Here is a 13696-nt window from a genome sequence, read left to right on the forward strand (position 1 = left end):
CATCCCCGAAATTTTACAATTGGGTCAATGGGATTGGTGCATCAAACCTTGCCTGTGCACTTTTGCCCCATCAAAATAACGAACGGTCATGAAAAAACTAACCTTTTCTTTTCTAGTATTATTTAATGTCTCATTTCTTTTTTCACAAACTACTGTAACTGGTATTGTTACAGATGCAAAAAAGACACCTATTGTGGGAGCCAATGTGTATTTAGAAGGTACGTACGATGGTGCATCGACCACGGAAAACGGAGAGTTTAGTTTTGAAACAGCGACAACGGGAACGCAGACCTTGGTAATCTCTATGCTATCCTACGATACGCATTATGAAATGGGTGATGTATCCTATTTCAAAGATTTACAGATAAGTTTATTGGAATCTGTGAATGCACTAACGGGCGTAACCCTTACAGCAGGTACTTTTGAAGCAGGGGACAATTCTAAAGTATCTGTTTTAAAACCATTGGATATTGTTACCACTGCCGGAGCTTTAGCTGATATTAGCAGTGCTCTGCAAACCTTGCCAGGCACCACCACCGTAAACGAAGACGGTAGACTATTTGTGCGTGGAGGAGAAGCTGGCGAAACACAGGTTTTTATTGATGGTCTTCGGGTTTTTCAATTTTTTAATGCTACGGCTAACAACATTCCCACCCGGGGGCGATTTTCACCATTCTTATTTAAAGGAACTACCTTTAGCACTGGGGGTTATTCTGCCGAGTATGGACAAGCACTTTCAAGTGTATTGTTACTGAATACAATTGATGTGCCTGATCAAGAAAAAACTGAAATTTCCGTTATGTCCGTTGGTGGTGGACTCGGCCATACCGAGATATGGGGCAATCAATCCCTCAGCATCAATACTTCCTACATCAATCTATCTCCCTACGAAGCATTGATTCCTTCGACCCAAGGAATTAGGTGGAACAGTCCTTTTGAATCCATCTCTGGAGAAGCGGTTTTTAGGAGCAAAGGCGATAAAAGCTTGCTTAAGTTGTATACTGGGTTCAACTTTTCCAATCTGGACATTGACCAAGAAGACATCAATTTTGATGATTTTGTTAGGTTTCGTTTAAAGAATAACAATCTTTACTTTAATTCTTCGTACAAATACTTCTTTGAGAATAATTGGAGTATGTCCACAGGAGTATCCTTCTCATGGGATAATAATGCTATAGGCATACTGGAAAATAATATTGATAACGATGAAACTGCCTCGCACATAAAGGTCAAGGTGAAAAAAGGCTTCAGTAGTCGCTTTAACCTGAATTTTGGCTCCGAACTTTTTCTAATCGATTACAATGAAACTTTTTCTCAACCTAATGAAGTAAACTTTAACATTGGCTACACAGACCGATTGTGGTCGGGTTTTATGGAGACAGATATATTTCTAAACAATAAATTTGCCATGAAGCTAGGAATAAGGGCAGAACATAGTAGCTTAATTGACGATTTTACGGTTTCACCAAGACTTTCCCTAGCATATAAACCGGGTGAAAAAGGACAGTTTTCCCTGGCTTACGGCGATTTTTATCAGAACCCGTTAACAGAAGTAATAAAGTTTGAACAACCATTGGGTTTTGAAAAAGCTTCGCACTACCTTTTAAACTACCAACATTTAAGCAAGGGCAAAACCTTTAGGGCAGAAGTCTATTATAAGGATTACAATAATTTAGTGAAGTATGACACAGAACTACCACAGTTTAATTCCATCTTTGATAACTCTGGTAGCGGTTATGCAGCGGGGCTTGATGTTTTCTGGCGCGATAACAAGAGCATAGAAAACCTTGAATATTGGGTTTCGTATTCCTATTTAAATACTGAGAGGGATTATAGAAATTTTAGGGAGCGCGCTACGCCTAATTTTGCACCTGAACACAACTTATCCATAGTTACCAAATATTGGGTGGACGATTTACGTTCGCAATTAGGTTTCACCTATACCTATGGTTCAGGTAGACCTTATGACAATCCAAATACGGATGGGTTTTTAGCAGAGAAAACAAGGTCATTCAACAGTCTGAATTTTAATTGGGCATACTTGATAGACCAACAAAAAATACTCTACTTTTCGGTCAATAACGTACTTGGGTTCAATAACATCAATAACTATCAGTATGCGAACACCCCAAATGCAAATGGTATTTTTGACAGACAGGCCATAAGGCCTGCAGCGGATAGCTTCTTCTTTGTAGGTTTCTTCTGGACCATCAGTACGGACAAGAAAAGCAACCAACTGGAGAATCTATAAGATATTTATAAAACTAATTCCATTTGGATATCACTACGCTCATATGGAGAAACAGCACCTTTGATTTCAACAAATCCTAACTTACGGTACAAATGAATAGCAGGTTGTAAAACACGATTGCTTTCTAAAAATATCTTTTTGGCACCCAAAGCTTTGGCTTTTTCGATGATGTGTTGTGCAAGCAGTTTTCCAATGCCTTTGCCTTGTGCTTCTGGAGAAACCCCCATTTTGGCCAATTCAAAATCAAACCCTTCACGATTACAGGGTATCAAGGCACATACGCCTACAGGTTTATCCTTGACCAACACAAAAGCAATATATCCGCCCTTATCCAAAATATATTCTTTAGGATGGTTAAGAGAAATACGGTCCATTTCCTCAATCTTAAAATACTTTTCTATCCATGCTATATTGAGTGCTTTAAAAGCATCTTTGTATTCTTCTGTGTAGGGAACTATTTTAGGTGTATCGATCATCTAAATCTAAATAAGGTATGTGTCAAAAATCATCAAAAAAATATAATTGAAGAAATTAATTACAAGTTAATAGGATTACTACCAAACAGTAGATTTTTAGAAAAAAGGCTTGAGTTTTCTTAAAATTTAGGCGCATTGTCAAGAAAACATTGTTTTTCATCGATTAAATTGGTTTTTTGACGATTAAATAAGTAATATTGTTTTGTAATTAATAGTAAAGCTCTTACAAGTATCCCAAATCTTGCTAATGAGACCAAACAAAAAAGACAAATCTGCTGACCACAGTTTGTTTAACCTACAAATACGATTAAGCTATGGATTTAAAATTACTCCTTTTATCCAGAGGCACAGTCTTGTTTTATCTAAGACAGGCCTTATTTTTTATAATACCATTGTTTTTTCTATGCAAAGTAAACGCACAAGAAGGAAATCCTTATGTGAGTTATGATGTACCTTTTCAAAACTTATTGAAATTTAATAGGTTTTTAATAAACCCTACGTTTTCAGCTGTTCGGGAGGACAAGTCCTACGTAAATCTGTTTCATAGAAACCAAGGTTCGGATTTCAACAATAACAATCAAAACTATTTTTTGAGTTACAGTGGACGGTTGAACGAACGTGTTGGCCTTGGGTTGAGTTTATACAACCAACAAGAAGGGGTAATTTCCAATTTGGGCGTTATGGCTAATTATTCGCATGGTATACAACTGGGGAAAAAAAGCAATCTTAGCTTTGGGGTCAATATCCCTTACTATGTAAGCAGTTTTGATCCGGAAAGGGCTATAACCGTAGAGGAAGATCCACTTTTGAACGATGCTGCACAAAATTCCATTATATCGTTTCAGCCTGGATTGAATCTTTCCTTGGGAAAGTTTGATTTTGGTGTGTTTGCCCAAAATTTGGTCGATTATAACATGCAATCCGGACAGTCTTTAACCAGTTTCGATGAGAAAACCTTTTCAGGGCATATACAGTTTGCACACGAATTTAAAAATGGAGCTGGAGTTTTTGAAGATGGTAGATTGCTTCCTTTGGCAAGAGCTCGTATAGAAGGTGCCGAAGACCCTATTTTTGGGGGGGGATTAATATTGGATTTGCCCAAATTGGGTTGGATTCAAGGCGGTTACGATCAATTCTATGGTGCTTCTGCAGGTACGGGTTTTAATCTAAATCGCAGGCTTTCATTTGGTTATAATTTTGAGAAGAACATCAATAGCCCCCTCAGTAATCTTGGTGTAACGCATGAGGTCTCCATTGCTTTCTCTTTTATTCCCTCACAATCAAGAAATGCAATTGCATCTAATGAAGGTTCTACAGAAAAACCTATCGAGGGAACCTTTGTTGCAGATGCTAAAGATGAAAAGAAAAAGAAAAAAGGCAAGTTGGATGAGCAAACCACTTTACGCCCTACCAATAAGGAGGATTTAGCGTTCTGGGAAGCACAGGTCAAAGAACTAAAGGCTCAACAAAATGATAATTACATGGTAATCAATGAGTTGATTTTTAAAATGGATTCGTTGGAACGACACAGACAGCGAGATTTGGAAAAACGTTTTGAGATGGTTATGCGTATGGTACAACGCAAGACCAATAACGAACGACCAGATATTGAAGCACAGGCCCAAAACATATATTTGGCAAAGAGTACTGACCTAGATTCTATTGAAAAAGTGGTAAAAACTACTAGTTTGGCAGATAATACAAAATCTAAAAAAACCAGCGCCACTGACGATACTGGTGCCTTTACCGGAGGAGCATTCAAACCAATTGAGAAGTTCATCAACTTAGACGGAGTAGGGAAGGGACATTATATTGTAGCCAATGTATTTAAGAACGAACGTTACCTAAAGAGCTTTATGGCCAAGCTTAAATCCAAAGGGTTGGACGCGAAATATTTCAAAAATCCAGATAATGGCTTAAACTATGTCTACCTGGCAAAATATGAAGAAAACGAACTTGCATATCAGGCATATCGCTCAAAGATGAAGGGCGAGTATACCGATGAGATATGGATCATGCATGTGGATAATCCCCGCTATTCCAATTGGGCGGATACCAAATTTCAGGATAATGAATAGCTGACTATTAAGGTTTCACTTCTCTTATTTTTTCAGCGATTGCCTTGCTGCCCATATCTTCTCTTTCCATCAATTCCGAAGTAATTTTTGGGTGATCTTCTTCACGGGTTTGAGAAAGCTTGTACGCCGCTTGAATATCTGAAATTTCAATCCTAAAACCGATAACACCCTTAACTTGTCTCAAGGTTTTTGGCGACATATCCTTTAAGGAAATAGGTTTTTTAGAAGCTTTTTCATATTTGTCGACCAGCTTATGAAGCGATTCCATAGTAGCTTCCTCACTTAAAATTGTGAGTTTACCGTATATATGAACCGCAATGTAATTCCATGTAGGAACTTCTTCATCCTTATACCAAGAAGAAGATACATAAGCGTGAGGGCCATTAAAGACACAAAGCACTTCCGCTGAGTCTATAAAGGACTTTCCCTGTGGATTTCCTCTGGCAATATGGCCGACAAGAATATCCTTGCCTTCCTCGTCTTTTTCCAATTCCAATGGAATGTGTGTCGCCCATGGTTTTCCATCTACTTGATTTATTAAAAGTCCAAAACTATTATGGGTCAAAAAATCCTTTATTTCTTCAAGATTTTCGTTTTTGTAGTAATGTGGGATGTACATTTTTTTGTTGACGGTTAACAATAAACAATAAACAATGAACAATGAACAATAAACAATAAACAATGAACAATAAACAATAAACAATAAACAATAAACAATGAACAATAAACAATAAACAATAAACAATGAACAATAAACAATGAACAATGAACAATGAACAATACGTGTGGCGAGCGTAGTCGTAACAAAAAATTCGCCAATGGCTAGTGTTTTGTATTAAAGCCTTTTGTTTTGTTCAATTATTCTTTATACTTCTCGAACCATGCCAAAACACTGGCGATTTTAGCAATTAAATTACTCGGCTTATTTGCTATCCCGTGTGAAGCACCCGGAATCCGGACCATGGCAGATTCTACATTTTCTAGTTTCAATGCAGCATAGAACTGTTCGGATTCTGCGATTGGCGTGCGATAATCTTCCTCACCGGTCAATAGCATTGTTGGTGTTTTTACATTGGCAACATAGGAAAGAGGAGATCGTTTAAAATAACTCTCTGGATCTTCCCAAGGTTTTTTACCAAACCAATATTTGGAAAAGAAACTGGCCCCATCCGCATAGAGTACAAAACTCTGCCAGTTGATTACCGGTTTGGCTACTACAGCCGCTTTAAAGCGGTCTGTTTTACCAACGATCCATGCTGTGAGTACTCCGCCACCACTACCACCGGTAACAAAAAGATTGCTCTCGTCTACATAGCCTTTGTTGATTACCGTATCTACGCCCGACATTAAATCTTCGTAGTCGTGGTTGGGATAATCATGGTGAATTAAATTACCAAACTCTTCTCCATAACCAGAACTTCCCCTAGGGTTTGTATAGAGCACTACATAACCAGCTGCAGCAAATGCCTGTATCTCTGCGGAATAAACCGAACCATAGCTTGCGAACGGCCCACCATGTATTTCCAAAATCATTGGATACTTTTTTGAAGGGTCAAAATTGGGAGGAGTTACGACCCAACCTTGTATTTTACGTTGATCATAAGAAGAATCCCACCAAAGCTCTTCTACCTTGCCCAGATTTCTAAAAGCGAATAGGTCATCGTTTAAAGAAGTAAGTCGTTTGGTTCCATTTTTGCCATAAGTTCCCAGATCAGCTGGATGCTCCGTACTTCCTAGCGTATATGCGAATCTATCGTTTTTTGAAACGGTATACGCAGCCGCATTGTAAGGTCTTCCCAATGAAAGTCCACCTAAGCCCTTTACTTTTTCATTAACATTTCCGTTGAGGTTCATGTACGCGATTTTTGTATGGCCTTTATCATCAAACTGAAAATAGATTCCTTTTCCACTATTGGCCCAAGTAATGTTTTGTATATCACGATCAAAACCGTCCGAAATCAGTTTAGATGTTTCACTGGCGATATCAAGTACATAAGCTTTGGTTAATTGATAACCTTGGTAGGTGTCGTCAAAACCAGTATAGGCTAACTTGGTGCCATCTGGGGATAAGACCGGATTGGAATCAGGCCCATAACGGTCAGTAAGAGTTGCTACCTTTCCATCAGATAAAGAAAGCTTATAGAGCTCGCTGTTTAAGGGTTCTAATGCTTCTTCAGCATTAAAATTTGCTGAAAAATAGAGATGCCTACTATCTTTTGACCACACAGGTGCTCCATGGTCAAAATCAGTAGAGGTCCATTGTCTTGGAGTGCCGCCATCTATGGATAGGGTGAAAATCTGTGTATTTCCCCCTTTAAAATATCCTTGCCCGTCACCGCGGTAGTTCAGTTTTGTAATATATGTTGGTGGTTTGTTCCATTTGGCACCTTCAGGTTTTGAAGGCATTTTTACTATGGATTTCTCGCTTTTGGGGACAAACATAGTGAACGCAAGTTGTTTATCGTCTTTAGACCAAGAAACTTGTCCTGGAGATTTTGGCGTATTGGCGAGTGGAACAGTTTCCTTGGTATCCATCCACATGAGATATAACTTCATTTTTCCATCTGACATATTCGATTTAAAAATGATTTTTTTTCCATCATGCGACCATCTTGGATAAAAGTCGTTTTGGTTTCCAGTCGTTAACGGGCGGCTTTTGGTACCATCGAAATTTACGATCCAAAGATTGGAAAGGTTCTTATCTGTCATTACATCCTTAAAATTGCGGACATAGATAATTTGGGTACCATCAGGTGAAATTTGTGGATCAGAGACATATTCCATATTGAAAATGTCCAAAAGCTCCAAGTTAGACTTAACTTGAGCCGATACAGTATGGGCAAAAAACAGTACTAAAACGATACGCAGCAGGATAGTCTTCAAGGTGTTAGATTTTTAGAAGTTTGAATAATGCTCAAGATACGTATTTAATCAATTTGCTGTATCGAACAGTACTTCCTAAAACCTAACGTTTCAAAATAAAATTGATGGCTCTTTGGCATCAAATCGGAACCGAATTGTGTGAGGGTGAAAATTGTTGCTGACCTTGAATCAAAAAAGGGCATCAAAAAAAGCACTCTAAACATCATATTGAACTTATTGAAATACTTCAACCTGTCAGAAATTCAACATGAGCTTATATAGGCTCAACCTAATTTTGGAAGAACTAAATGCTTATGAGATACCCTTTCTTTTCATCAAACCAAATAATTATTCAAACGTATAACTACGTGCTACTTTTTCCGTGACCCTAAAATAACCATAGGCGATATTGTCTGGATTACTGGTATTGACACAATTACCAACAAGTGCTACAGGGGTAGGGCTAAAGGGATCTCCGCCGGCTTCAAACTGGTCTACCAAAAGCTGTAAATAGGTATAGTAATCCTCGGATATTCCAAGAAAAACGATATCAACGGTATCTCCAACCAAAAACTCCCTGATATTATTATCCTCATCCTCTAACTTTTCATAATAAATGGTGAACTCATTGCCATCGATAAATTCATCCTTTATGTAGAAGAGTTCAGGAAGTAGATCGTCGCGACTCTGAAAACGTAAAAAATAATAGTTTTCTACATCTGCGGGATCTTCAAACGATACATTTACCTCCAATACCTCATCATCCTCTCCATCCTCGGTAGATTGTGTTACGGATGTAATATCGGTTACCGGTAGAAGTGTTTCTGTGGCAGTATAGGTTTCTTCTTGGTAAACCACTTCCAATGTATAGGAATTTCCAATAATCGGTTCAAAAGATGTGGTGGTATACCTACCATCATTTTCATCTTCAAAAATAAATTCAGTTCCGCTATCATTATTGGTTACTTTAACACTGGCCCCAATGACCGCTGTATTTTGCTGACTTTCAAAAAATGGTGTAGAGGTACTTAGGAGAATGGTCTGATCATTCCCTGTAGTTCCTTTTTCCCAATCAAGGGATGCTTCTATTGTAAGTCTTATAGGGCCTTCTGGCACATCAACTTCTATAACATCGGTACAAGATGTCACCGTTATCAATAGCATGCTGAATAATATCTTATAAATTTGTTTCATGTTCTTAGAATTTAAAGTTGTACGTTACTGATGGGACCATTCCGAAAATAGCGGTTCTGGTCGCCTCGTTTGCACCGGTTTCCAGATTTTGTCCAAATGATATGGCAGCGGCATTTTTTCTATTGTATACGTTATAGATGCCGATAACCCATTCGCCTTTCCATTTTTTATCCGGTCTTCTATTGGGCCTATACGTAGCAGAAAGATCTAAACGATGGTACGCTGGTAATCTATCGGCATTTCGGTCAGAGTAACTCGCAACGGAAATACCTTCATACTCATATTGTCCGTTGGGGTATGTTACGGGTCTTCCGGTTTGAAAAATTGCGTTTGCTCCAAAACTCCATTTATCGTTCAATTTGTAGGCAGCGGTAATCGAAACATCATGGGTTCTGTCAAAAGGAGTATTGTACCAACTCCCATTATTGATACCTGGCCCTCCTGCGATACCACCTGGCGTTCTTTGTTCAGATTTGGACAAGGTATAGGCAACCCAACCTGTGAATGCCCCTTCATTTTTCCGAAACAAAAATTCAAGACCATATGCTCTGGACTCACCATTTAAAATTTCGGTTTCTATGGTGTTGTTCCCTATTAAATCGGAGCCGTCCACATAGTCAATTCTATTATCAACGGTTTTATAATAGGTCTCTACCTCTAAGGAGTACATTTCATCACTGAAATTTCTAAAATAGCCCAATGCATATTGATCCGAGAGTTGGGGTTTTATATATTTTCCGCTGGGTGTCCATACATCCAAAGGAGTTACTGCCGAAGTATTGGATAACAGATGAATATACTGTGCCGCTCTTGAATACCCCATTTTTATTGACGAGTAATCATTTAGCTGATAGGCTAAGGCGAGCCTAGGTTCAAAATTATCGAATGTTTCTATACTCTCACTCTTTTTGAAAAATGTTTCACCAATTGGGTCTGTCCTCTGGTAAAACCGTAACGTTGGGTTGTATAAGATAGGTTGGTCATTTGCATATTCCGATATGGGTTGACCGCCAAGCCGGTTGAACCTGCTATAACGTAACCCGTACTGTGCGGTCAGATTATCTGTTAGCTTATGCTCTGCTCCAATATAGACACCGCTTTCAAGAGCTAATTTTTGGTCCAATATTAGCTCATTTATGGCCGAATTGGGTCCCGTAGGTTTAATTTCCCCTGGATTGAACTCATACTTTATGGCGCTGATTCCAAAATCCAGCTTAAAAGCATCGCTTAAATAATACTTAAAGTCGTATTTGGCATTGTAATTTCTGATAGATGAAATCCAATCAAACTCAAAATCCTCTATGCCCAGCTCATAGTCATAATTACTATAAATGAGGGATAAATTTGAAAACAATCTATCATTGAAGATATGGTTCCATCTTAAGTTACCCGAAGCATTGCCGTAACTGCTGCTGAACGAACCATCAAAATTAAAAACATCGCGACCAAAATAACCGGATAGATACAATTTGTTGTTATCATTGATACTATAGTTCGTTTTTAAGTTAAGGTCGTAAAAACTTACACTGTTTTCTTCTCCGGCCAATTTTAATAACAGGTGTGCATAAGATCCTCTACCTGCGACCAAAAAAGAACCTCGGTCTTTGAACATTGGGCCTTCGAGGGCAAGTCTACTGGAAATAACACCAACGCCACCTGTCATCGCAAAGTTTTTACTGTTTCCGTCTTTCTGGCGAACATCCAATACTGAAGATACCCGACCACCAAAACGGGCAGGAATTCCACCTTTGTATAGTTTTAAGTCTTTCACGGCATCTGCATTAAAGACCGAAAAGAAACCCAATAAGTGCGATGTATTATAGATGATGGCTTCGTCCAATAATACTAGGTTTTGGTCAACAGCACCACCTCTCACATGAAATCCGCTCGTACCTTCACCATTGTTGGTCACACCGGGTAAAATCTGTAATGATTTGATAACATCTACCTCTCCTAGAACAACGGGCATCTGTTTTACGGTCTTTATATTCAATTTAGAAACACTCATTTCTGGTTTTTTCAAAATTGCACGCTCCGTTTCCTCGGCAATGACTTCAACTTCATCTAGCTGTGTGGATGATTCCTGGACTTCGATATCGATTTTCTGATTACTGTTCAAAGTGATGTCCATTGAGATTTCTTTGTACCCCAAGTGCGAGAATATCAAGGTATATGAACCCTCGGGTGCGCTAATGGAGTAAAACCCATACTCATTGGTTATGGCGCCAATGGAAGTGCCCTTTAGAAATATAGAGGTTCCAAAAAGAGTCTCTCCGTTGAATTCATCGGTAACGGTTCCGCTGATCGTATAGTTGTTTTGCGAATGGATGAGAGATGAGCTCAGCACAAAGCCTACGGTCAGCATTAGTAGTGGTAGTATATTGCTACCCTTTTTTTTCTTCATTTGTTTTTTGATTTATGATTAAGTTATAAAGGTTAAATCACCCTATGATTTACCTTTCTTAATGACACTTGAAAAAGGAAAGGGTTGCATTTCAATAAAAAAATAATTTTCGAAAAAAAAACGTATTCAAACTTTGAACCTATAGGTAGTTGATAATTAGGTAAGTTATAAGTCTTAGGTTGAAAAATACTTTGATTACAATTCATCCCAAAAATTCTACAATCCGGTAACACTTTCTGGTCTAATACTGTATTCAATCACATTTTTGTGGCAACAATAATCAAAAAACGAACAGTTATGCAAACGGTAGTAAAAATTTTAATCTCCTTATTGATCGGGACTCTTAGCGCACAAGACCAATATACCAAGGGAATGGAAAAGGCATTTGACTTATGGAAAAACGAAAAAAATGTTGAAGCGTCCAATCTTTTTGAACGTATTGCAATGGCCGAGCCCGATAACTGGCTTCCTTATTACTATGTAGCACAGATCAATACCATTTCCTCTTTCGGTGAGAAGGATGAGGAAAAATTGACCGAGCAGTTGGACAAAGCAAAAGAGTTCTTGGATTTGGCAAAAGCTATTTCTTCCAACAATCCCGAGCTCCTTGTTCAGGAGGCAATGATCAACACTGCATGGATCTCTTTTGATGGTGCCAAGTATGGCATGACACTTTCGGGAAAGAACACCCGACTCTATAACCAAGCCTTGGAATTGGCGCCTGAAAACCCAAGAGTGGTACTTTCCAAAGCAGAATGGGATATGGGTTCTGCACGCTATTTTGGAAAAGATACCGCACCTTACTGTAGTGACATTGAGAAGGCCTTGGAACTTTTTGCTACCTTTAAATCCGAAATTCCATTTTATCCAGGTTGGGGAAAGAAAAGAGCCAAACAGGTTTTGGGACAGTGTAAGAGCTGATGATAATGAGTATGATGCTTTTAAGTTGTAAAAGGTGAAAAAAGAGGTCAAAATAGGGAGTATTAGACGTGTTTTAATCGTAAGCCTTTATATTACGTTGGCTATACGCGCACTTAACCTATTTATCAATATGGGTAATGGTGTTGTCTGGTCCAACCAGCTTGAAAACTTTGGGGTCACTTACATCTATGCATTCATTATAACCGCATTCAATGCTTATTACAATGATTTTATCTCTACAAAGTATAGTTGGGAATTGCAGGGTAAAAAGCGTCTTTGGTATGGTGCCATTGGCTCTATAGTCGTTACTTTAGTAGGATTTGGTCTCGCCAGGGTATTGGTAAATGTGGGTATATACAGTAACTCATTTGATGATTTTTTGGCAAATGAGACCTTGGAGAACTACGTTTCCACTTTGATTATCGCAATATGTATCTCCGCCATTTTACATGCTTTTCATTTTTACAAAGCTTTACAGGATACTAGGGTAAAAAAGCAACGGATTATAGCAGGCACGGCCTCTGCCCGTTTTGATGCGCTAAAAAATCAACTGGATCCCCATTTTTTATTCAATAGTCTTAATGTACTTACCAGTCTTATTGAAGAAGATCCGCATCAGGCCCAAAAATTCACGACGTCCCTTTCAAAAGTATACCGCTATGTCTTGGAACAGAAAAACAAGGATTTGGTTACAGTGGACGAAGAACTGAATTTTGCCCGAACCTATGTTAGGCTTTTAAAGATGCGGTTTGAGGATAGTATTGTTTTTAATATTCCGGATACATCTAGTGTTCCTGATGCCAAAATAGTACCCTTATCATTACAACTGTTGTTGGAGAACGCCGTGAAGCATAACGTTGTGACATCATCAAAACCATTGCATATTACCGTGAAAGAAGAGGGCGGAATGCTGATGGTGACCAATAACCTTCAAGAAAAGCAGGTGGTCAAAAAAAGTAGCGGTGTCGGACTTCAAAACATACGGCAGCGCTACGAAATTCTAACGGATAGACAGGTCCACATTGAAAAAACAACTTCAGATTTTAGTGTGTCGATCCCAATGCTTACTAAAAAAGGATCAACGGTTGAAACCCAAGAATCCCATATTGCGGAGAAACGTTATCTAAAAGCAAAAGAAAAGGTAGATGCGGTAAAAGGTTTTTATAGCAATTTGATTACTTACTGTATCGTTATTCCATTTTTATGGTGGCTCAACCTAAAAACCACTAGCTTTCTCTGGGCACTGTTTCCAACAATTGGCTGGGGATTTGGGGTGTTGGCACATGGTATGGAAGCTTATGGCTATAATCCACTTTGGGGCAAACGTTGGGAAGAACGTAAGATCCAAGAGCTTATGGACAAGGAGGATTTTTAGTTGTTTGGTTTCATATGACGGATGAAGGTTGACGGATGCGGGTTTTGGGTAAAGGGTAAAAGGTTTTGGGTGAAGGGTAAAAGGTTTTGGGTAAAGGGTAAAAGGTTTAAGGTTTCAAAGTTTCAAAGTTTCAAG

The 13696-nt window shown here is 38.6% G+C and carries 9 protein-coding genes; 4 read left to right on the top strand and 5 right to left on the bottom strand.

The window, feature by feature from the left end; all coding sequences use genetic code 11:
• The first annotated feature begins 88 nt into the window (after positions 1-88).
• Positions 89-2251: a carboxypeptidase-like regulatory domain-containing protein gene (locus KIM67_RS17410; protein WP_213832834.1), complete on the top strand. Its 2163-nt coding sequence runs from the start codon at positions 89-91 to the stop codon at positions 2249-2251.
• 5 nt (positions 2252-2256) lie between these two features.
• Here KIM67_RS17410 and KIM67_RS17415 read toward each other — a convergent pair whose 3' ends face one another.
• Positions 2257-2727: a GNAT family N-acetyltransferase gene (locus tag KIM67_RS17415; RefSeq protein WP_213832835.1), complete on the bottom strand. Its 471-nt coding sequence runs from the start codon at positions 2725-2727 to the stop codon at positions 2257-2259.
• Between the two features lie 314 nt (positions 2728-3041).
• On the opposite strand from KIM67_RS17415, the gene KIM67_RS17420 reads away from it, so the two are divergent.
• A complete protein-coding gene (locus tag KIM67_RS17420) occupies positions 3042-4805 on the top strand; it encodes a PorP/SprF family type IX secretion system membrane protein (protein ID WP_213832836.1) in 1764 nt (587 codons plus the stop codon).
• Between the two features lie 7 nt (positions 4806-4812).
• Here the strand turns inward: KIM67_RS17420 and KIM67_RS17425 are convergent, their stop codons facing one another.
• The 4 genes from KIM67_RS17425 to KIM67_RS17440 form a co-directional block, all read right to left on the bottom strand.
• A complete protein-coding gene (locus KIM67_RS17425; RefSeq protein ID WP_213832837.1) occupies positions 4813-5424 on the bottom strand; it encodes an FMN-binding negative transcriptional regulator in 612 nt (203 codons plus the stop codon).
• A 239-nt stretch (positions 5425-5663) separates the two neighbouring features.
• Complete coding sequence (locus KIM67_RS17430; protein WP_250149308.1) at positions 5664-7688, bottom strand: S9 family peptidase; 2025 nt, start codon at positions 7686-7688, stop codon at positions 5664-5666.
• A 327-nt stretch (positions 7689-8015) separates the two neighbouring features.
• Positions 8016-8861, bottom strand: a complete 846-nt coding sequence (locus tag KIM67_RS17435) for a DUF4249 domain-containing protein (RefSeq protein WP_213832838.1) — start codon at positions 8859-8861, stop codon at positions 8016-8018.
• Between the two features lie 4 nt (positions 8862-8865).
• Positions 8866-11265 carry a TonB-dependent receptor gene (locus tag KIM67_RS17440; RefSeq protein WP_213832839.1) on the bottom strand — a complete coding sequence of 800 codons (2400 nt, stop codon included), beginning with the start codon at positions 11263-11265 and terminating at the stop codon, positions 8866-8868.
• A gap of 297 nt (positions 11266-11562) precedes the next feature.
• Here KIM67_RS17440 and KIM67_RS17445 point away from each other — a divergent pair, with 297 nt between their 5' ends.
• Entirely contained in the window at positions 11563-12186 is a 624-nt protein-coding gene (locus KIM67_RS17445; RefSeq protein ID WP_213832840.1) for a M48 family metallopeptidase, read from the top strand.
• Positions 12187-12220: 34 nt separating this feature from the next.
• Positions 12221-13561, top strand: a complete 1341-nt coding sequence (locus KIM67_RS17450; RefSeq protein ID WP_298869638.1) for a 2TM domain-containing protein — start codon at positions 12221-12223, stop codon at positions 13559-13561.
• The last annotated feature ends 135 nt before the right edge of the window (positions 13562-13696 follow it).

The organism is Flagellimonas sp. 389 (assembly GCF_018449435.1).
Classification (GTDB): Bacteria; Bacteroidota; Bacteroidia; order Flavobacteriales; family Flavobacteriaceae; genus Flagellimonas.

What these genes read in the sequence shown, in the direction of transcription:
- KIM67_RS17410 (WP_213832834.1), top strand. Translation starts at nt 89, where the DNA reads ATGAAAAAACTAACCTTTTCTTTTCTAGTATTATTTAATGTCTCATTT.
- KIM67_RS17415 (WP_213832835.1), bottom strand. Translation starts at nt 2,727, where the DNA reads ATGATCGATACACCTAAAATAGTTCCCTACACAGAAGAATACAAAGAT.
- KIM67_RS17420 (WP_213832836.1), top strand. Translation starts at nt 3,042, where the DNA reads ATGGATTTAAAATTACTCCTTTTATCCAGAGGCACAGTCTTGTTTTAT.
- KIM67_RS17425 (WP_213832837.1), bottom strand. Translation starts at nt 5,424, where the DNA reads ATGTACATCCCACATTACTACAAAAACGAAAATCTTGAAGAAATAAAG.
- KIM67_RS17435 (WP_213832838.1), bottom strand. Translation starts at nt 8,861, where the DNA reads ATGAAACAAATTTATAAGATATTATTCAGCATGCTATTGATAACGGTG.
- KIM67_RS17440 (WP_213832839.1), bottom strand. Translation starts at nt 11,265, where the DNA reads ATGAAGAAAAAAAAGGGTAGCAATATACTACCACTACTAATGCTGACC.
- KIM67_RS17445 (WP_213832840.1), top strand. Translation starts at nt 11,563, where the DNA reads ATGCAAACGGTAGTAAAAATTTTAATCTCCTTATTGATCGGGACTCTT.